Origin of the sequence: Methylocystis sp. SC2 (assembly GCF_000304315.1) — a bacterium.
Lineage (GTDB): Bacteria > Pseudomonadota > Alphaproteobacteria > Rhizobiales > Beijerinckiaceae > Methylocystis.
The window spans coordinates 2,427,368-2,448,094 of record NC_018485.1 but is presented as its reverse complement, the minus strand read 5'-3'; the positions used below and the strand labels follow the sequence as shown (position 1 = coordinate 2,448,094).

19 protein-coding genes are annotated in these 20,727 nt (G+C 59.8%); all 19 read right to left on the bottom strand.

Going from position 1 to position 20,727, the window contains the following annotated elements; translation table 11 throughout:
* Window positions 1-42: 42 nt before the first annotated feature.
* On the bottom strand, window positions 43-1,041 hold the full coding sequence (locus tag BN69_RS11905) for an FkbM family methyltransferase (RefSeq protein WP_041926955.1): 999 nt from the start codon (window positions 1,039-1,041) through the stop codon (window positions 43-45).
* Window positions 1,042-1,129: 88 nt separating this feature from the next.
* Complete coding sequence (locus tag BN69_RS11900) at window positions 1,130-2,413, bottom strand: oligosaccharide flippase family protein (protein ID WP_041926954.1); 1,284 nt, start codon at window positions 2,411-2,413, stop codon at window positions 1,130-1,132.
* A 148-nt stretch (window positions 2,414-2,561) separates the two neighbouring features.
* Complete coding sequence (locus tag BN69_RS18515; protein WP_014891863.1) at window positions 2,562-3,389, bottom strand: class I SAM-dependent methyltransferase; 828 nt, start codon at window positions 3,387-3,389, stop codon at window positions 2,562-2,564.
* A gap of 276 nt (window positions 3,390-3,665) precedes the next feature.
* Complete coding sequence (locus BN69_RS18510; protein ID WP_014891862.1) at window positions 3,666-4,790, bottom strand: glycosyltransferase family 4 protein; 1,125 nt, start codon at window positions 4,788-4,790, stop codon at window positions 3,666-3,668.
* Between the two features lie 12 nt (window positions 4,791-4,802).
* Window positions 4,803-5,609, bottom strand: a complete 807-nt coding sequence (locus BN69_RS11885; RefSeq protein ID WP_014891861.1) for an FkbM family methyltransferase — start codon at window positions 5,607-5,609, stop codon at window positions 4,803-4,805.
* Window positions 5,610-5,645: 36 nt separating this feature from the next.
* A complete protein-coding gene (locus tag BN69_RS11880) occupies window positions 5,646-6,368 on the bottom strand; it encodes a class I SAM-dependent methyltransferase (protein WP_041926953.1) in 723 nt (240 codons plus the stop codon).
* On the bottom strand, window positions 6,368-7,081 hold the full coding sequence (locus BN69_RS11875; protein ID WP_014891859.1) for an O-methyltransferase: 714 nt from the start codon (window positions 7,079-7,081) through the stop codon (window positions 6,368-6,370). The genes BN69_RS11880 and BN69_RS11875 overlap by 1 nt, the downstream gene beginning before the upstream one ends.
* Window positions 7,081-7,563, bottom strand: coding sequence for an acyltransferase family protein (locus BN69_RS11870; RefSeq protein ID WP_014891858.1), 483 nt, complete (start codon window positions 7,561-7,563; stop codon window positions 7,081-7,083). Before BN69_RS11870 ends, BN69_RS11875 begins: the two co-directional genes overlap by 1 nt.
* The gene (locus BN69_RS11865; protein WP_014891857.1) at window positions 7,557-9,062 is read right to left on the bottom strand and encodes a hypothetical protein; all 1,506 of its coding nucleotides are present in this window, start codon (window positions 9,060-9,062) and stop codon (window positions 7,557-7,559) included. Before BN69_RS11865 ends, BN69_RS11870 begins: the two co-directional genes overlap by 7 nt.
* The gene (locus tag BN69_RS11860) at window positions 9,059-10,222 is read right to left on the bottom strand and encodes a CgeB family protein (protein ID WP_083858747.1); all 1,164 of its coding nucleotides are present in this window, start codon (window positions 10,220-10,222) and stop codon (window positions 9,059-9,061) included. Before BN69_RS11860 ends, BN69_RS11865 begins: the two co-directional genes overlap by 4 nt.
* A 2-nt stretch (window positions 10,223-10,224) precedes the next feature.
* On the bottom strand, window positions 10,225-11,409 hold the full coding sequence (locus BN69_RS11855) for a glycosyltransferase (RefSeq protein WP_014891855.1): 1,185 nt from the start codon (window positions 11,407-11,409) through the stop codon (window positions 10,225-10,227).
* Window positions 11,410-11,423: 14 nt separating this feature from the next.
* Window positions 11,424-12,380 carry a glycosyltransferase family 2 protein gene (locus tag BN69_RS11850; RefSeq protein ID WP_014891854.1) on the bottom strand — a complete coding sequence of 319 codons (957 nt, stop codon included), beginning with the start codon at window positions 12,378-12,380 and terminating at the stop codon, window positions 11,424-11,426.
* Window positions 12,381-12,387: 7 nt separating this feature from the next.
* Entirely contained in the window at window positions 12,388-14,517 is a 2,130-nt protein-coding gene (locus tag BN69_RS11845) for a bi-domain-containing oxidoreductase (protein WP_014891853.1), read from the bottom strand.
* Window positions 14,514-14,699 (bottom strand): hypothetical protein, encoded by a 186-nt coding sequence (locus BN69_RS11840; RefSeq protein ID WP_014891852.1) that lies wholly within the window; start codon window positions 14,697-14,699, stop codon window positions 14,514-14,516. The genes BN69_RS11845 and BN69_RS11840 overlap by 4 nt, the downstream gene beginning before the upstream one ends.
* 4 nt (window positions 14,700-14,703) lie before the next feature.
* Window positions 14,704-16,248, bottom strand: a complete 1,545-nt coding sequence (locus BN69_RS18505) for a heparinase II/III family protein (RefSeq protein WP_158491315.1) — start codon at window positions 16,246-16,248, stop codon at window positions 14,704-14,706.
* 200 nt (window positions 16,249-16,448) lie between these two features.
* On the bottom strand, window positions 16,449-17,717 hold the full coding sequence (locus BN69_RS11830) for a glycosyltransferase family 4 protein (RefSeq protein WP_014891850.1): 1,269 nt from the start codon (window positions 17,715-17,717) through the stop codon (window positions 16,449-16,451).
* 12 nt (window positions 17,718-17,729) lie between these two features.
* Window positions 17,730-18,092, bottom strand: a complete 363-nt coding sequence (locus BN69_RS18500) for a hypothetical protein (RefSeq protein WP_014891849.1) — start codon at window positions 18,090-18,092, stop codon at window positions 17,730-17,732.
* Window positions 18,089-19,276 carry a non-hydrolyzing UDP-N-acetylglucosamine 2-epimerase gene (wecB, locus tag BN69_RS11820; protein WP_014891848.1) on the bottom strand — a complete coding sequence of 396 codons (1,188 nt, stop codon included), beginning with the start codon at window positions 19,274-19,276 and terminating at the stop codon, window positions 18,089-18,091. The genes BN69_RS18500 and wecB overlap by 4 nt, the downstream gene beginning before the upstream one ends.
* A gap of 477 nt (window positions 19,277-19,753) precedes the next feature.
* Window positions 19,754-20,653 carry a tyrosine-protein phosphatase gene (locus tag BN69_RS18840; protein WP_014891847.1) on the bottom strand — a complete coding sequence of 300 codons (900 nt, stop codon included), beginning with the start codon at window positions 20,651-20,653 and terminating at the stop codon, window positions 19,754-19,756.
* Between the last annotated feature and the right edge of the window lie 74 nt (window positions 20,654-20,727).

Sequence of the window (20,727 nt, the reverse complement as noted above, 5' to 3'; positions counted from 1 at the left end):
CGAGCCTTCACGAGTGATCGCGCCGACAATGCCGCACATTCGTCAGTACCGATGTTCTGGAGCCCGGAAGCTCAAAAGCCCAAACCAGGATTTCACAAGCGGAACGGCTCCCCGGATTTGGGCCGCGATCGCGGCCCGCAGCTCTTTCCGTCCGAGCGCGCCCGACGCGGCCTTGAGTTCCGATTCGATGTCCACGCCGTGCTCGCGCCACCAGCTTTCTCCAGATGGACAACGGCGCAGCACCGTCATGGCGAGATCGATATGGCCGATGGCCGCAAGGATGAGCGTAGCGGTGGCGACGTCGCGTCCCGGCGCGTCGGGCGAAAGGCGGCGCAGGAAAAAAAAGTCGGCCTGCGCGATTCGCCCGCGCGAGTAGGGAAAGTCGAAGCCTATGGAATAGGGGTGGGACGGCAGCGGGCGCCTGCGCCAGTGATGAATGGCGCGGATGTCGATCAGATCGAAACCGCGTTCCGCCAGCCAGCATATCACTTCCGCCGCGAGAGGCTGGCCGAGGCGCTGCTCAAGGAAAGAGCATTCGACCTTGATGACTTTCGCGTTCGCCAGCATTTTGGCGCCGCCTTCGAGAACATCCAATTCGGCGCCTTCGATGTCGATCTTCAGATAATCGACGCTGCAGACTCCGGCGTCGCTCTCGAGGTCGTCGAGGGAGAGACCTTCGATCGGGATCTTCTTGATCGTGCGGTGCAGCCCTTCGTGTCCGAATTGCTCGATCATCGCGTCGTTATGCGGGAGAAGGGAGGCGCCCTCCGGTTCCCGCGGAACGTGGAGCGTCGCGAGACCGCGCGCGCGTCCGATGGCGAAGGGCAGGATTCGGAGTTCGCGCCATGGGCCTTTCTGTTGGGCGGCGAGACGCGCGGCTTCCTCGGGGTCCGGCTCGAAACCGATGATGGAAACAGCCGGGGCCAGGGCGAGCAAGTCGCCGTCGACGGCGCCGCGGGCGCCGAGGTCCAGAACGACGAGGGGATCGGTTCCCGCCGCTGCGATCACGCGATCCGAAAAAATGTCGTTTGCGGCCATCATCTCATCCAACTTGTCTGTCGCGCCGAGACCAATGCTGAACGCGAGCGCGATACCTTAGCTTCACAACGAAACCGCGTGAGAAAACACGTCAGAATTCTGAATTGACATTCTTCCCAACTGCTCCAGAAATCTGATCTACGAGGCAGAGGTGGATGACGACGGCAAAGACCGCGGCAACAAGAAGCGTGGCTAAAGAGAAGCCCACGACGCCGAAAGTGGGCACGATAATTGCCATCAATATGAGCAGGAGTGCGTTTTGGCCAGCCTGCCAAGCCAACGTTTCCCACATCCGCCCACTGCTAACGAGATATTGCAGAAAGACGTTTGCATAGGCCGCCGGCGCTGTCGATGCGACAATCAGGATAAACGGCAAGCGGCCCTCGCTGAAACCACTGCCATAAGCCTGCAGGATTAGCGGCGATAGAAGACTCGTCAATGCGACTATTACAAGTCCGGTGAACAAGTTCAGTCGAAGATTGATGTTGTGGAGGCGACTGGCTCCCGCGGTGTCGCCTAGTCCGAGCATACGGCTCATCATGGGGATCGCAACGGTGGCCAGAACCGATGTGACGAACAACACCGTGCCCCGCCACTGAGTTCCTGCCGTGACATAGCCCAACATTTTGAATCCTTCGGCGCTTTTGCCGAGGATCAGCATGCCATACCAGCTTGAGAGCCCGGTCAGGCTCGTCAGGAGCGACGGCACGCTGAAATTCATGATGATATGGCGCACCCTCCACATCGCGGCCATGTTCGTTCGGAGCTTGTGCCGGCGTAATGTCTGCTCCTTGAAAAGGAACAACATAGTGACGCGAAGACCGGCGCCGCCGATCGTCGCAACAACTACCGAAAACAGATCGTGAGGCCGGGCGATGAGTAATAGCAGCAAGAGGTTGCTCACCGCGACTGTAACTCGAACAATTGTCAGTTTACGAAACTCCTCGAATCCCTGCAGGATGCCCTCTTGTACGCCTCCCAACACCGAGAGGAGCGCAATAGCGGCGCCCGCCGCCATAACATCCGCATCCTGCGACGAATTGAAAAGAAGCGACGCGACTAAGGCCGGCTGCGCCGCGAGCAGGATTGTCGCGAGGAGCGCAAGACCGAAGCTCACCGCCTCACAAAGGCGCATGACCGCAGCGGCCTTCGCCTGATCTACGCTACGGTAACGGGAGATATGGACCGATGCGGTTAGTCCGAGCTGCAGGCCTGCGAGCCCGGATATGATCCCGACGGTTGAAAAAAGAAGGCCATACTTGCCGAACAGCTCGACGCCCAAGAGCCGCGCCACATACAGCGCCAGGATGAGGGAAACGCCCCTCTCGAACGCCAGCGCGCCCGTCGTCCAGGCAACGTTTTTCAGAAGCAGCAATGCGAGCTCGTCTGCTCCCCGCCGACGCGCGAATCTTTCAAGCACTCCAAAAAAATATTCGGCGGTCGAGACAGACCATTTGACGCATCGAGCGACGCTAGTGTTCATGCGTGTCCCTAACCGTCAAAGCGCGTGAGCCCTAGCGCGCTTAGGCGAGGCCCCGGCCCTTCCGCGCGTAAGAGTCGAATGGCGCCCACTGAGTGCCGCGACGGAGCGCTTCCATCGGCGACCGGTGCTCTCCGTACCGCGCCGCCTTCTCGATTATGCCGATGGCGGGATACAAGTGGATCGAGTCGACGGCTTTAAGGAAATCATTGTCCGTCCCGTTGTAGAATGCACTTGATAGCCCCAAAAGATAAGGGATGAATCCTGCAGGATAGCCGTAGACGTCTTCGCACAGGAAGACTCCGCCCGGCGCGACATGAGGCAGCATCTCTTCCAGCGTCACGATCTGGTGCTCTGGGAAATGGCTCCCGTCGTCTATGAAAATGTCAATTTCCGGCACGGATTCCTTCACCTGCTTCCAGAAGCTCGGGTCTCCCTGGTCACCGATGAGTATCTCGACGCCATCTCTCTTGTAGGACAGGCAGGCAGGCTCGATGTCCACACCATAAACGGTACAGTCCGGGCCAAAGTATTCGCGCCACATGCCAAGGCTGCCGCCGCTATACACGCCAACTTCCATCACATGCACTTTCTTACCTCTGAAACGGGAGAAATGCCGGTGATAGACGTCGAAATAATGCATGACCTTGAAGATGCCGGGCCCCTCCTCATGGGCCAGGAAATAGCCTAGCAGAGGGTTCGACTCAGCCGGCTGCTCCGACATGGTCGATTTTTTGGCCTCAACAAACTTCTCGTTTGCATAGCGGACGCCGCGAGCCGCCGGCTCCAGCATTTTCGCAATCCGAGGGTCGGAAGCGATCGTCCGAACAAAACGGCCGAACAACCGGGCGGCATCAACGGGCGCAACCATATCCAAATCTCTCAGAAAGTGAAATCGACACCAAACTTTACCGACACGAGGCGTATCAGTAAAGTTCGTTCGAGACGCTCGTTCTGTCTATTGGCGTGATCGACATTGTTCCCCATCAGTCCGTCGAGTTGTATCTCAGCTTCGTCTCGTGGACTCAAGCGATCCCCCCCCCCGGCCTGTTTCATCGCCCGGCGCGAAAGAGACCGAATTCCCTGCAACGACCGGATTGCGAAAAGGCCAGCGCCAGACCGCCGGGATCGAAACGGGAGAGCGCCATCATGGATTTATCTCGACGAATTTCGCGAGCAGCGGCTCGAATCTTTTCATGAAGGACGAAAAGCGGAAGTGCTCCCGCCAACGCTGCTGGCCGGCCTGGCCCATCGCACGCGCCTTATCCGGGTCGCGCAACAACGCAATCAGGCCGTCGGCAAGCTGCGCGTGTCGATCGAGATCGACATTGTAACCGGTCTCCCCGTCGAGATTGACCTCCGCGCCTGCGTCATGGATCGACGCGATCACCGGAAGCCCCTGCCGCATCGCCTCGATGTAAACGAAGCCAAACCCTTCCTTGCGGCTTGGCATGGCGAGCACATGCGCCTGCCGCCATAAATCGGGCAGCGCCTCCTCGGCGACAAAGCCCTTGACCTCTATTTGGCTCGCGACGCGCGATTGCGCCACTAATTCCCTGAGGCGAGGAAGCCCGGCGCCGCCGCCCGCAAACACCAGTCTCGCCTCCGGCACGGCGGCAACGACTTTCGGCCACGCCTCGACGACTTCCGCATGTCCTTTGAAGCTTGAGAGTTCGTCGATGCGGCCGAGCAGCAGCGCTGTCGGGGGACCGCCGAATCCGGGCGCGACGTCGGGCGCGTGGTCCTCGTCTGTCGCCAGCCAACAAACAGACGCCGGGCCGGGATCGCCATGTAATTCCCGGTGGCGTTGGAGCGTGAAGTGAGAGATGGCGAAGCGCGCGTCTGCGCGCCTCAGCGTCGCGTGCGTTTGCGGGCGCAGACCGCTCCAAACCTCGATCCCGCACATCCAGAGGGCGCAGGGACGGGTAAAGGGGCCAAGCCGCGCGTGCCCCCGCGCAACGCCGGCAGATTCATAGATGAAATGACGGGGCCGCAGGGCGTCGATGAGACATCGCGCCGCGAAGGCGGCCTTGCTTCCCTTGCAGAGCCTGGCGGAAACGCCGTCCAACGCCACCGGCTGCGGATCGAGAAGCGAGAGCAGGCTCAGGTCGCACCCGCTCTTTGCGACAGCGAAAGCGGTCAGGCGCGCCAGCCGCGAAATGCCCCCCATGCCAGGCGTCAGATAGGCCGAGCCGAGCGTTACGGGGCGGCCAGCCAGCGCCCGGCGTTCCGCCGCAGTATCCGAAGGCTGACGCGGGGGCGAGAAATTCATCAGCTTCCCTGCTCAGGCGAGATCGCCGGTCCGCGAGGCGTAGAGATAGTGCCCTTTCGCCGGCGCGACGGAATTAGCGAACTGATCGGTGACGACGACTGTGAAGCCCATGTCTTTCAATGTCCGGACAAGCGCATCGGCGTCCCCCTCTTTCGGATGAAGCTCCATTCCGATGTTGTCGACCTGTCTCAATGCGTCTGGATCGCCGAGGAAGACGTCGAACTCGCCGCCTTCTATGTCACATTTGAGGAAGCCGATCCGCGAGAGGCCATGACGCTCCATGATCTCCCGCAAGGTGATCGTATCGGCGCGCAGGGTCGCCGAAGCGAAGCGCTCATAGCGCGTGTAATCGCCAGCCTGCAGGCCGTTCGCGCTGGCTGCGGCCGCAAACACCGGCGTGTAGAACGACTGCGGTTCGACGCCCACCAGCGTGCGCGCGCCCAGAGCCTTCGCCCCGAGCAGCAGGAAAAGCCCGCGATTGCTGCCGAGATCGACGACCGTGTCGGCCTTCAGTCCCTTGCGGAACGCGCGGAGATACACATTGCTCGCGTACATCTCTCGTGCGCCGCCAAAGGTCGGCGTCTCGTCGTGGCCGTTCAACATTCGGGCCATTGCGTCGAGGGGCACCAGAATGCGCACGCCTTCAACAACGAAAGCGATCGTGCCGCGCATCGCCTTGTCCACTGGCGCGAGCGTGCGGTACTTGACCACGGCGCCCGCGTTCCCCGCGAGAGCCGCGCAATAGCCGAGAAAATCCCCCATATCGAGCGATTGACGCAGCTGACCAAGCTCCAAGACCAAGCGGGCGAACGGGTTCATGGCGTCATACTTTTCGCTATTACAGGAAATCAAGAATCATGATTTTCGACAGACATATGCGATAAGGTTGTCGGCGTATTCCGCTCGTCCAACCGCGCGCGCGGGACCGGACAACAACGGCGCGGCTGCATAGTAACGCACATCGACAGGCGTAAGACCGCGCGCCTTGAGACCTTCAGCTATCTCGGTATGGTTGAAGCAGAATTTCACGAAGGCGAGATAGCGTGGCCGTCCCGTCATGTCAAATATCGTCCGCTCGAAACGGCGATACAGACTTTGCACATTGGGTACGGAGAAAATCAGCGCGCCATCGGGGGCCATCAAGGATGAGAGTGCGTCGATCGCGCCCCAAAAATCGTCGAGATATTCGAGAACGCTCGACGACATGACGAGAGAAAAGCTCTCGCCGTCCAACGCCTGGAGATTTTCCATTCGCATTTCACGAAACGACACATTCTCGATTCCGCCCGATCGCGCTTGCTTTTCGCGCGCGATGCGGATCATCTCCGGACTGGCGTCAAAGGCGAGGACCGAGCGCACATGCTGCGCCGCGACGAAAGACAGCACGCCGCTGCCGCAGCCGGCGTCGAGGGCGCGGGCGCCGGGGCGGGCGTATCGTCCAATCAACTCGCGCCACACGACCAAGCGCTCCATGAACGCTGCCGATTTCGTGTAACCCTCGTCGAATCGGAGGGCGATCCCGCTATGCCAGTCGACGGCGTCCCGAATCTGAGGCGCGGAATCAGTCTGATCGACCATTATCCAACCTCTGGGGCGGGCATCGGCGCGTCCGCGCTGATAAGGAAACAATCATTCACCCAGGCGATCGACGTGCAGCTGCGCATCGACCACCCCGGCACGAAACCGAAGAAGTCTACTCGGCGGCAGTTGCGGCCGCGGAGAAGTTCAACGAAGCGGTATTCTTCGGCGTTGTCCATGATGACGGCGCCGTTTGGCGCAATATGGTCGAACGCCAACGCGACGAGCTCCTCGCGCAAATGTCCGTCTATGACGATGACGTCAAACTTTTCCACACTTGAGTTTTTGATGATTTCGCGGATCGGCTCGACCGTGCGCGTCGTACGATCTATCGGCACGTGATGCACCTCGACATTGGAGCCGACGTTAGCGCGCACGTAAGCGGCCCAATCTGCGTCGGAGTCGACCGTCACCACGCGCGCCGCGCGCTTCGACCACCAGAGCGTCGATTGGCCGCCGCCGAATTCCAGAACGCGCTTGCCCGTGAAGTCACGGGGAGCAAGGAAGTCGATAGCCGGATAGGTATACCACGGTTGCGGCTCGCCGTCCGGCGTGCAGGCCTTACCGAGAAGGCTCGAGCGAAAATGCCCTGTCTTGAACGCGAAGCGCAAAGGGGTGAAGAGCGCGGTCCCCAACTGCCGCAAGGGCTGCCAGGCACCCTTCGGCAGAATGTCCTTTAGCGGCGCGAAGGCCTTGTGGATGTATGAAGTCATTAAGTTGATCCTGCCGTGTTGTAAAGGGGCGCGCGTTTGCGGAAAAAGCTCATAAGAGGGCGCTCGACCCAGATATGCAAAGCAACGCCCGCGGCAGCGCTCGCCGTCATCATTATGGCGAAAGCCGTCCAAGCGAAAAGAGGAGACGTATCGCGGTGACTCATTGCGTGGGAGAGAAGGCCAATCAGCGGGTGATGGATGAGGTAGATGCTAAAAGACACGTCGCCCAATAACAGAACAATGCTGGCGCCGAGCACCTTTGCGCGCCAATCTGACAGTGTCCCGCCGATCACAAGCGCCGTCGACGCGATGCCGTAGCCGCACTTTGTGACGAATTTCAGCACTGCGACCCAAGCTGTGCGTGGAGCGTCCTCGGTCGCCGCGGGCCAAAGGATGACCACGAATCTCGTGGTACCTGCGCGTAACGCCTGCAAAGCATGGATCTGGCCCCGCGCTCGTTTACAAAATAGAGTTTCTAACACTCCCGGGCTCCATGCATAGTTGCGCCACGAACAGAAGTGATTAACCTTGCGCGCTCGACGAGCATTAGGAGGGCTTGCAGCGCAAATATTAGAATGGCGCCTCCTAATAAGCCTAATGTCGCGTTGTCAATCGTCAGGCCCCAGCGCATCATGAGAAAAAGGACTGGCATATAGGTATATTGTGCTTTATGCATAACTTTCTGAGCAAAGCGCGAGAAATAAGCGAACAATAAGCCGAAGGGCATGACAAGAAATACTAAGCCATACCACCCCATGCTCCAATACAGATCGGCGAAAATTCCGGGCGCCACCGAATTCTCTCGTATCATTCCTGAGTATTCGGTGGAGAATGCCTTGCCAATATCAAGTATTGGTTTTTCGGGCCAAATGAAACGAGGAATGAAGATCACCCAAATAAGGTCCAGAGTCGCAGCCGGCTGTCCGGCGTCATAGCGCGCGATCGCAAATGTTGCGGGGCTCAGATAACTGATCCGCAGCAGGCTATTCTGCTCTTCCCCGAACTGCTCGGGAGCAGTCACCACGCTCCAGATAATTTCTAAACGCTCGGCAATGCTGACCTGGCCCCGCTCCGGGCTGCGGCGGTTGATCTCATCTCGTCCCTGGGTAACGATCGGCACCAAAAACATGAACAGGAAAACGAGGGACGCCGCCGCCAACAAAAACCTTTGGAGCGATGCTTTTTGTGAGATGATCGCAATGAGATAGACGATCAGCGGAAGCATCGCTTCGGCCTTGGTAAACAAAAGAAGGCCGGATGTCATTTCCACGATGACAAATGTGGAAATAAAAAACAATGCCGTCCAGTTACGTATCGAAAGCGCCCACAGCGTGAGCAAATAAATGCCGGCGAGCGATAGCGAACTCAGCATCGCGACAGCGCCGGGAAGCACGTCTGTGGTCCAGCCCATCGCCTGGGGAAAGACATAGAGATATTTAATGGCGCCGCCAATGCAAAGAAGCAGCAAGCCGGTCCGCCGCATGCTCTGCGCATGTTCTTGCGGCGTCGCCATCATCTGTTGAAACCGCGGAGGGGCGATCTTGGCGTAAATTTGGGCGCCCAAAAGGACTGCGATGACGCCCAAGGCGACCAACAGATTGAGCTTTAATATCTCTTGTGGCTGGGGCGCATAGTATTTGTTCAAATAGAGGAGCGACGCATCGTTCATGATAAAAGGCGCGAACTGGCCAAATCCAAAGTATACGATCGTGGAAATCCTAAACCAGAAAAGCGCCGCCCAGATGTTCGCGGAGTTCGATCTGAGCATGCGCCATGCCCCCCGCGCCAGGATGGCCATGAGCGCCATAGGTCCGTAGAAGTTCACGGAATCATAGCTCTCCGGCCCCAAAAATCCTTCGCTGATCGCGTAAGCGCCGGCCAGACAACTGAGCGCTGCAAACTCCGCGCCCGTCGTCTCGAGCGAGCGGTCGCGCCGAGAGCTTTCACCCTGTTCTTGAAGAAACCCGCTTTGGACCGTCATCCTGTTCCCCGGTTGAAAGGGTTGTCAGATTCGGAAACCCCTGAGGAGCGACGCTTCCGGGCCGCGATGATTTCAAACCGCGAGAGCACCTCCTGAATGCGTGCGTCGACGGAGTATCCTGAGCGAAGCGCCCGAGCCCGGCCTGCTTCGGCCACAAAGGCGCGTTCAGATTCATGGTCGAGGTAATACCGCGCTTTGGCGACGAGGTCTTCGTTGTCGCTGAATAGCGCGCAATCGATCCCCTCCTCGAAATATTGCGTGATCTCAGCGGTTCGTTCGTGGAGCATGAATCCTCCGCAGGCGGGCATTGCAAAGGTCCGGTGCGTAATAAGATCTCCGCTCGACGCCCCCTGCACCTGTTCACTGAGTAACCCAAGATTGATGCGTGACGCGCGGACGCATTTTGCGTATTCGAGCCCAGTCACGACGCGCCCTTCAATCGCGCTTCGAAGGCTCTCGGATGAAGCCCTATCCCATGTGTTGCCCCAGATACGAATACGAGCGTCCGGCATGGCCTGCGCCAGGGCCGCCATCACCATTTCCTTCTTCGGCGACCAGCTTCCGATGAACGAGACATCGGCTTGGTAATGTGCGCGGTCCGCCGCATCTAACTCACAGGGAGCATGAACCTCTGGATCATACGCCGGTGGAAAAAACGAGGCGTTGCGGACGCCGAGCGTCGACTCCAAATCCTTCAGTCCGAAAGTCTTCGTCGTGAACACCCAGTCGTATAAGGGCAGGGTCTTCGGCAGCCGCGGACCCTGCGCCATGAAGCTCACATCCGGGTAGACATTGATCGCGACCGCGCCCGTATCTTTGATCACATGCATCGCGGCGGGCGTGACGTAATTGGCCTTGAAGCCGATGAACAATTGCGGCGACAGATGGCGGGCCATGTCGATCAGCGCCCGCTCGTATTCCGCAATGAGCCAAGGCTCCAGGATGCGGCGCAGGCCGCGCAGCCATTTGGAGCGCCATCCTGTCGGTAGAAAATTCGCCGCCTCGATGGCAGTCACGGAATGTCCGGCCCGACGCAACGCCCGCACATACGCATACGAGTCGCTGCCACTCCAAAGCGCACCCTCAAAAAGAATGCGCAGAGAGGCGGATTCGCCGCAACTCCCAGATGTCTTGTCCACGGTTCGGCGTATCATTTCCATTGCTAATCTCCGATTTGCCTCAAGGCGGCTTTCAGCATGGCCAAATTCCGCGAGCGCGCGTCGCTCTCTTGCACCGTCCGCTCCGCCGCGGCCCGGGCGGCGCTGCGCCACTTGTCTTGCGTCTCCGGGTCTTTGCCGCCGAACGCGTCAATTGCAGCGGAGAAGCGCGCCGGTTCCTCGAGGGGCAGATCATAGCCGGCTTGCGCGGCCTCAAGATTGCGAAACGGCGTCTGGTCGGAGATCAGCACCGGCGTGCCTGCCTCCAGCGCGTCCAGGATTGCGTGTCCGAAATTCTCGCCCTTTGTCGGGAGATAGAAGAGATCATAACCGGCGAGGATGCGCGTCATCTCCTCATTGGGCGCTTCGCCCTTCAGCCTCACCGAAACATGCGCCGGTAATGCGGCGATCAGCTTCTGGCATTCCGCCCAGTAGTCGGCGTCCTGCACAGGCCCGAAAATGTCGTATGTGACCGGCGTCCGCACGTCTCTCAGCGTGCGGATGGCGTAGTCCAGATTCTTGACGCGCGAGATTCGTCCGACGAAAGCGAGGCGCAGTTCCGCTCCTTGTCTTGCTCGTTCAGGCCGCGGCGGGAGCGGTCCGAGAACCCGGACGTTCGGCGCTACCACCACGCCCTTGCTGTGTGGATAGCCCCGCGCGATGTCGGCGGCCTCGGCCGGCCCGGTGGCGTGCAGCCAGACGTCGCGATGCAGGCCGGCACGGCGCGTCAGCGTCAGCATCATGTTCTTCCGCAGCGATTTCAAGCCGAGGGCGCCTGATCCGAATTCACCGCGCGCCGAAACGATTGTGGGTTTGCGCGGCACGTGTCCAAAATGCCGCATCGCGAGCGCGGGCAATGTGAACTCGCGGTCGAAAAATCCGTTCATCATGACGAGGTCATGAGGCGTCGAACGCATGATCTCGCCGAGCGCGATCGCGCCCGTGAGCGGGGAAACGTCGCAATAGCAAAAGCGCGCAAAGCCGCAATCGACCCACCGCCCGGTCGAAGCAGCCGTCTTGTCGGCGCCGAAGGCTCTGTCGCGCGCGACGACGAGAAAGTCGAACTGCTCTTTCAACGCGGTCGCCAGGCCCTTGAAGCTTTGATTTGGACCGGCCGCATCGTTCCCCGGCCAATAGGCGCCGAGCAACGTCAGGACGACGGGTTTCTGGCCTGCGCTCGCGGATTGCATCGCCGCTCAGCCTCTCAAAGTTGTATTCGATGCCGGTCGACGAGATGTTGCTTAAACGCTTCGATCCCATGCGCACGGATGAAACGGCGCGCCTCGTCGATCTTTGCGTCGATCAGCATGAAGACCCAGCAGCCGTGCATGAAGTGAAAGACCAGACCTTCACGACCGTCGAGGAAGCCGAGTCTGAAGATATAGCGATACGCATAAAAGAGGAAGGCGCGAAGATAAAGGGGCGCGCGAGCGTAGAGGCTATTCTTCAGGAAGCGCTTTTTGCCCGCGGATGAGTCGGTATCTTTGATCCGCTCATCCTTCCAGAATATGGGATGCTCACGGTTGATGAAGTCGACCATCGCGCGGGTCGCGTAGCGATTATGTTTATCGATCCAGTAGGTCATATCGTTGAGATTGTCATCAACGAGATCGCCAGCATCGACCCTAGTCGACCGCCCATGAAGAAGAATGGCGTGTTCGTCCATCCAGCGCTGTTCGATGGCGCCGCAGCCGCGCCGCCACAGACGCAAGAGCACGGTTTGATAGTACCGACCGTGACGGATGAATCGTCCCTGGAAAATGACCTTCCTCTTGAACTCGAGTCCCGTAACGTCGGCAGGAACGTCCACCAGCTTCTGCCGCAACCACTCCTGGGCGCTCGGCTCGAGATATTCGTCTGAATCGAGCTTGAGCACCCAGTCGGTCTGGATGTCCAGCGTATCGAGCGCCCACTGAAACTGATCGGCTTGATGCTTGAACGGGTGTTGGAGGACTTCAGCGCCCAAGTCCCGCGCGATTTCGACCGTTTTGTCAGTGGAGAAGCTATCGACGACGACGACGCGCTGAACGTGCGGAAGAATTCGCTCGAGGCAACGGCGAATATGGATCTCCTCGTTGAATGCGAGGACAATCGCGGTGATCGACAGTCGATCGTCCGTCGTCTTGTCACATACAGCTTCGATCGCAGCCCCTGGCTTCATCACCGCCTCATTGGGTCCCGATGACAATGACGGATCCGGTGCGGATCGCCTCCTCGATCGCGAAAGTCGTCTCGGTCACAGCGACCAGCTCCCGAAGGGGGATTGGCGCGTCCTCGCCGCCCCGTGCGGCCTTAAGGAAAGCGTCGACGAGCGCCAGCTGTCCTTTGTCCTGCGCGCCCTTCGTCGAGGTCGACTTCCCGTTGGCGGTGACGCGCAGCTGACGATAGTCGTCGAGCAAAATGACGCGGCCGGACGCGAAGATTTCGAGATACTCCTTCGGCACGTTGGGATCGCCGACGGAAGAATAGACGATCGTTCCCGTCGATCCGTCCGCGAATTTGATCAGTATCGAAACCGCATCCGCGAGATCACGGGCCGCGACCGCTGACACTTCCTCGGGGAGCGCGCCGCAAAGATAAGTCAGCGTATCGACAAAGTGACATATTTCACCAACGATTCGGCCGCCACCCTCGTCTCGCTGGATCCAGCTGTCGCCGGGAATGGCGCCGGCATTGATTCGGTAAAGCATCACCAGCGGCCCGGCGCGCGGACTGAGCGCCGCTTTCGCCTTCATCAGGAGCGGCGAGAAGCGCCGGTTGAAGCCGACGGTGAAAATTGTGTCCGCCGCCGCCGCCGCCGCGGCGACCTCGGCCAATTCGTCGCCATTCATCGCCATTGGCTTTTCGCAGAACACATGCTTGCCAGCCATCAACGCATCGGCGGCGAGTCTCGCGTGGGAATCGTGGCGCGTCGCGATAAAAACCGTGTCCGTGTCCTCGGACGCGATAATCGCGTCGCCGTCCGTCGCGATAGACGCAAATCCAAACTTCTCGCCTGCATGCCCCGCACTCAGTCCGGTCGATGTGGCCACATGGCTCAGCGTGACCCCGCCCGCCTTGCGCACGGCGGGAAGCAGGACGCTCTTGGCGTAATTCCCCAGTCCTATGAAGGACACGCGACTTCCGTCCTTCTTCGCCTTCTTTGGCGCCGCGCGTTGAATCAGCCGCGTGACGCCTTCTGGGGTCGCCTCGGGGTACGTCAGCAGCATGGCGAGATGCGGCTCGCCCTTCTCCATCACTCTATAAGCGGATTCTGCGTTGGCGATCGTGAAGCGATGCGTCAGGAGCCGCTTCGGCGTCACCCGGCCCGCGCCGATCAGTTCGAGGAACGACTCAAGATTGCGTTGCTCGGTCCAGCGAACGTAAGGCAGAGGATAGTCATGCCCCGAAATCTCATAGGCCGGATCGTGGCGTCCCGGACCGTAGGACAATGAGAGCTTCAGTTCGAGCTCCCGCTTGTAGAAGGGCTCGCGATCGAGAGTCATGCCAACGAGACCGACAACGATCACTCGCCCCTTCAAGCGGCTGATCTCCGCCGCGACATTGATTGGCTCGTTGGATTTGGTCGAGGCGGTCAGCAACACAGCATCCGCGCCATAGCCGCGCGTGAAGTTCGCCACGCTCTCCGTCAGGGCGGAGCTCACCGCGACATCCGCGCCGAGTTCTTGCGCAAGCGCGGCCCGCTCCGGCATCGGATCGAAACCCAAGACACGGCATCCGCAGGCTTTGAGCAACTGCACGGAGATGAGGCCGATGAGGCCGAGGCCCATTACGACGACGCGTTCTCCGAGCGTGGTCTCGGCGAGGCGCACGCCTTGCATCGCAATAGCCCCGAGGGTCGCGAAACTCGCGTCCTCGTCGTCGACGCCTTCTGGAATGCGCACCGCAAGATTTTTGGGAACGACGTTGACCTCGGCGTGATTCGCGAATCCCGCCCCGGCGCAGGCGACGCGATCGCCGACAGAAAAGCCGGTGACGTTGCGGCCCACTTCAATGACTTCGCCAGCGAGACTGTATCCGAGCGGAATTGGCGTATCGAGTTTTGCGAACACCTTCTCGATCGTCGGCCTCAGCCCGTCGCGCTGAACATTGCGCGCCACTCGGCGCACGAGATCAGGGCGCGCCATCGCCTTGCCGGCGAGCGAGGCTTTCGCAAGGTCCATCAGCTGCTTCTCGGTGCCGGAGCTGATCAGCGACACACGGGTCGCCACCAAAATTTGGCCGGCGCCCGCGCGCGGCGCAGGCACCTCGGCGACGCGCAGTTCCCCTGAACGATAATTCTGTTCAACCTGTTTCATGAAGACATCTCGTTGGACGCCCTTACCGCGACGAAATCGTCGTATTCTTCGACGTTCATTTCATTGTGGCGCGCGGAGCTAACTTTGTACCCACGCTGCTCTAGGAAAACATTGATCGAGTCGAGCGGCTGCCCCTTGTCTGCAAAGCGATAGGGGCTGTGCTCATATACGCTACGTAGCATCCGCTTATCCCTCTTGTTGCAATTCTGCGGTCAGCGCCGTGGCGGAAAATGCGGCACCTCGCTCAAGATTTTGATGGTCCTGCGCAAATCGAATTTGCGACTCTTCCACACCCGGCGGCAATTTTATGACCAGACGGGTTGTTGCGCACTCGGTCCCCATGTCCGGCCACCAGACCGCGGGCTCCTTGGTCGCCGGCAAGCTCGACGTGAAACTTATCTGCTTGCCGCCACACTCCAGAACGCAACGGCCGTTTTCGATCGTCGCAACGACCTCCGGGTGGAGGAGAAAGCTGATCGCGCCGCCCTGCACACTGCTCGGCGAAATTCGATCTGTGATGTCAAGTTCGCCCGGACCGATCTCGAAACGCCGCAGATGAATTGGCCGGCCCGGCAGATGACTGTAACCATCATGCGATCCTTCGAGAACGAAGCCCTCTGCGTGAGGTCGCCAAAGACGCAGGTCAATGTTGGGCCTGCGCCCGCATCGGAATGCTCCAAAGAAATCCGCCTGATCCGCGCCGGCGAGGCAAAGCGTATTGTGGCTCGCCGCGCTTCGCGCCGCGCGTCGGCGCTCTCCCGCCAGGTATTCGAATACGCCTTGGTCGACAATGAACCGGCGACCACCGATAGACCATTCGAAGGACAGGACGTCGCCGTGACCATGCGCAGGCAAGTCATCCGGCGCGATCCGCCCGCAATCCGCAATGAAATAATTATCGCCGGATCTACATCCGAAATAGCCGGCGTGCGGAAATTCAAAGTGCGCGCGCGCGGCCGGCTGACGGTTGAAGATGCTGCCATAGACGGCGAGACACTCGGCTGGCGAATAGGCCATCGTCAATCCCGCGTCATTAAACTGCGCGACGCCGCCATCGGGATGCGCAAGATCAGCCGTCGCCTGCGCCATACGGTCGAGCGCCGCGTCGAGCGCGCCCTCGAGCGGATCATTCCCCAAGGCGTGCCGGCATTCGAGGAGATCGGCGAACACCTGGCAGTGATAAGATGGCGAGCGCTCATAATGAACGCCGTCAGGCAAGATCTGTGTGGAAATCTCTTCCGCCAGCATCCGCAGCGCCCGTCGGCGCCATCGCAGCGCCTCGTCGCCCTTAAACAGGGTCGAAGCGAGAATGAGCGCCTTGAGATTCTTCACGAGATGGTTGCCGCCTATATCGGTCTCGAGATTGTTTTCGAGAAACCGAATCTGCTGGGCGAGCGACGAAAGAAGCCTGTCGCGCATCTCAATGCCAAGCCGCTCTTGGCGCAAGGCGAACTGCTGCATCCAGACGACAATGCGTAACGACAGTGCGTAGCTGTTCCAGCTATCGGCCCAGTAATGCGGTCGGTAAGGCGGATTGGCGTCGAACCATTGGCTGACCAAATCGATGAAATCCGCGTCGTCGACCTCCTCAAGATATTCCATGTAATGGAGGTTCATCCGCCATAGCTGGTGCGTCGAACCCTCTCCGCCGGCGCGCCAGTCGATGATGTCGCCCGCATAAATCCGACGCCCGAGAAACTCGAAAACCCGTCCCTCGGGGACGCGCCGCACCTTGCCGCGCCGCGGGGCAAACGGCGGCCTCAGCGCTTTGCATGCGCCCACAGGAGGCGGCGGCGCTGGGGCGACATTATGCGAGCTTTGCGCAATGCGGCGTTTCGCGTCGAGCGTAAGTCTGCGGATAACTTTCCTGAGCGGAATGTGGCGAGCGAACGCCAGCGCTCGGGGAATCTCGCGCATGAGAGAACGCTGGCTCACGAGCCGGCTTCGATTTTTTCGCACGACACATCTGTGTCGCAAGCTGGCGCCTTCGCCGTCTCTTCAAGCGCCTCGATGTACTGCGCAGCGAGCTTGGTTCTGTTGTAATGTTCGTTCACGAAGGCGCAGCCGGATGCGCCGAGCTTTTCGCCGAGCGATCGGTCGTCGGCGAGTTTCTTCATCGCCGCCGCAAGCTCTTCGGCGCTCTCGGGGGTGATGGAAATCGCCGCGCCAGCTTCGCGAAGCAGTTCTTGCGCCTCCCCTTCCACGCCAAGAATGATGGGCCGGCGCATCGCCATGGCCTCGAACATCTTTGAGGGCAGCACTTTCTTGAAAAGATCGTTACGGCGCAGCAGGATCAGGCTGACGTCGGTGGCGGCCCAAATGCGGGGCATCGAATCCTTGGGTTGCTGCCCGAGCAGGACGACATTGTCGAGAGCCATTTCCGCCTTGCGTCGCTCCAGTTGTTCCCGTTCGGCGCCGCCTCCAACGAGTAAGAAGGCGATGCGGGGATCGTCGCGTAGAAGCGCCGCGGCCTGCAAAATGGTGTCGAGCCCGTGCGCCATGCCAAGGGTTCCGACATAAGCGCCGATGAAGCGACCTTCGAGCCCCAGACGCGCTCTCAGCCCTCCGTCGTCATTCGAAGGCGTGAACAGCTCTAAATTGGCCCCGTTTTTTATCACCACGACCTTGTTCGCGCCGCCGCGCGCGGCGATGTGCGGCACGAAGGAATCGGTGACGGAGATGATTTTGTTCGCCCTGCGATACGCAAGCGACTCAATACGCTCCAGCGCCTCGATCAATTTACCCTTGCCCATGGCGCCGACCGTGACGATGCTTTCGGGCCACAAGTCGCGGACTTCGAGCGCCCAGGGCCGCTTCCAATAGGCCTGCGCGATGAGCCCGGCGAGCCCGCAGAAAAATTGTGGGGAGGTCGAAACGATCACATCGGGCCTTTTGAGTTTCAGCAATGCCTGGCATGCTGAGAACATGTACGATGCATAGTTGAGCGCGCGCAGCGCGAAGCCTTCATTCGCGGCGAGGAAGGTCCAGACTCGCACGACTTTGACGCCGTCAATCGTTTCCTCCTGCCAGAGTTTGTTCGCATAGCCAGGGTAGGCCTCGCCGTCCGGGTGATTAGGCGTGCAGGTCACAATCGTCACGTCATGGCCGGCGCGCGCCCAGATGCGCGCGTGATCAGACGTGCGGGAAGCAGGAGCATTCACCTCCGGGGGATAATAGTGGGAGAAAAAGATGATCCGCATGGCAGCTGACGCTTAACAGGCGGTCGAAAAACCATCCCGCGTCTCTCTGAGGATGTTTTCGTCGCTGCTGTCGTATTTGAATTGGACAGTGATTGATCTGTCGGCTCGCAATTCAGGATTTTTCTCTCTCGACATATCGTCCGTTTCGTCGAAGCCGCTGCAGGGCCATGCGGTCGATGTCGAGGCGCATGCCATGTCGAGCGTCGCTTGCATCGCGCCAAACGCGATCTCGCCCCCGCCTCGCCGGCGGGTTGCCTGCGGAAGACGTAACTTCCATATTCGCGTCTCAAGATCGGCATGATTGAAAAACGCCCCAAATTTCGCGTCGCCGCGTCGCATGATTCTTCCCTCGTCGTTGCAGCCCCACTGAATCATGCCTCGTTTCCAACCGCTGAAAACTCTTTCAAGGGCCCGCTCGTCGCGACGCGGGCGTCAAGATACGCCGCGATGCGGTCGGCTATTCGTTCAGACGCCTTGCCGTCCCATAAAGCCGGAATGCGGCCGCCTTTGCCGCCATTGCGCAAGACGTCGTTCGCCGCGGCGATAATCGCGTCGGGACAGGTGCCGATGAGCGTGTTGGACCCTTCGTCTATGGTGATCGGCCGTTCGGTGTTCTCTCGCGCCGTCAGGCAGGGGACCCCGAGCGCGGTCGTTTCTTCCTGAACGCCGCCGCTGTCGGTAATGACGAATTTTGCTTCGCGCATAAGCCCGAGCGCGCGCAAATAGCTCAACGGCGGAGCGACCAGCACCCGAGAGTCTTGCAACAGATTTCCTAGTTCGGCGTTCTGGATCACCGCCTTGGTGCGCGGATGCATCGGGAACACCAGCGGGATGTCGCGCGAGATCGTCGACAGCGCCTTGAGAAGCCCTGCGAGCTTTTCGGGGTCGTCCACGTTGGAGGGTCGATGTAGCGTGACGAAAGCGAAGCCGTTAGCGGCGTCCGCCGCAATGGCGCTCGAGGGATCAAGTTCGCTCAGCGTGCCGCTCGCCGGCTCGGCGCGCTCCAGCGACGCGAGCATAGAGTCGATCATGACGTTGCCCACGAAGAAAATCTTTTCCGGGGAGACGCCCTCCTCGATGAGATTTTCGTTGCCGGCGCGCTCTGTCGTGAACAGAAGATTAGAAAGGCGATCGGTGACGATGCGATTGATTTCCTCAGGCATTGTCAGATCGTTGCTGCGCAGGCCCGCTTCGACGTGCGCAAGCGGCACGCCCAGCTTCGCCGCGACGAGCGCCGCCGCAAGAGTCGAATTAACATCGCCGACAACGAGGAGCAGATCGGGACGCCGCGACGCCGTCACTGGTTCGAGCTTGAGCATCACCTGCGCCGTCTGCGCGGTGCTCGTGCCTGAGCCAACCTCCAGATTGAGGTCGGGCTTTGGGATTCGCAGATCCGCGAAGAACACCTCGTTCATCGCGACGTCGTAATGTTGGCCTGTGTGAATGAGGCGGGTGGAAAAGTTACTTCTCCGCGCGAGCGCCTTCATGATCGGCGCAATCTTTACGAAATTTGGACGTGCGCCAACGATGCAATCAATCAGGCGCGGTTGAGATGACATCTAACTAACCCTTGGTCGCTAGCGTTCTTCATGCCGGCAGCGGTTCGATTCCGCACTATTGCGCCGACACCGTGACAAGGACGCGAAGAGGCGTCCACTGTCCAAGAATGTGCTTGCCATATATGCCGTCGCTACGCTGACGGATGTGTCGAAGACTCACTGTATGTGCAACCTTTCGAAAGTTTACCCGCCGTCCCTATGCGGCGCAAGGTCGAAAAACGCTGCGATATCGAAACCTTCCGCGTCGGACGCGACTCGCCCCGGGCAGAAGGACGACGGCGTTCCCAGGATGGTCGCCGCTGCGAACGCACAAACGCGGCGACGTCTCTTCGTCGATTGTGAAAGCCGTGATGCTCAACCCGCGCTCAGCCCCTCGTGATGATCTCGACGGCGTTCTGCGCCTCGACGCAGTCGGATCCAATGGTCAGGCGGAGCAAGCGTTCACGCAAGCAGCCAAGCTGTGCGTTCACGGCTCGATTATCCAAAAAAGCGGTCGAGCAACCCTGAGAAACCGCGATCCGCCCCGTATCGGCGCTTTTCTCCCGACCCGCTGTCGCGCCGAGCCCCGGTCCATCGGGACCGCGGCCCGCGAGTACGGCTCTCTACGTTATAGGGCTCGCCCGAGTTCGAATGCTGTGCGCGGCCAGGAGGGGTCACGCTACATGGAGCGACATTCTCCAAAATTGCGCGCGGACGAATAAGAACAAGCTGATCCGCCTCTGTCTCGCCCAGCCATTTCGCCGCCGCCGCGCGTCCCTCGGCAAGGTCAGGCCTACGGCGCCTTGCTCCGTGGGCGTCCGAAGCCAGGATATGAACCATCCCCTCCTTCAACATTCGTTCAGACCAATATTGAGGTCTCTTGCCGAAGGAGCCTGTCACTGAACCGGAGGTAAGTTGCATCCAAACGCCAGCGTGGAAGAGCTGAACGAATGTCTCGAAACGACTTTCTATCCACGTCAATCTCTCAGGATGGGTGAGAATTGGCACGTAGCCCGCACTGAGGAGTTCAAAGAACAGATATTCAATACGTGGCGGCGCAACGTGATGCGGCGGCTCCACGAGCACATATCTCGTGTCAGCAAGCGATAGGATTGCGCCAGATCGCAATCCTTCAACCATGTTTGGAACGATATGGGCGTCGGCGCCGGTCACCAGGCGCAAAGGAATTTCATGTTCATCCAGGCAGTGCTGAAATTCGTCGACCGCCAATCGAATTTGCGGGCCGGAATTATCATAGACGCCAGGAAAGATGTGGGGAGTGCAAGCCTGAACGGTGACGCCATTGGCGACGGCGATGCGCGCCATCTCGAGAGCAATGTCGACATCGGCGGCGCCGTCGTCAATTCCGGGCAAAATGTGCGAATGGAGATCAATCATGAAATGAACCTCGACGCTCGGCTTGCGAACAAAGGTAACATCGCATCAGATAATGCCTTTTCTTTGACATGACC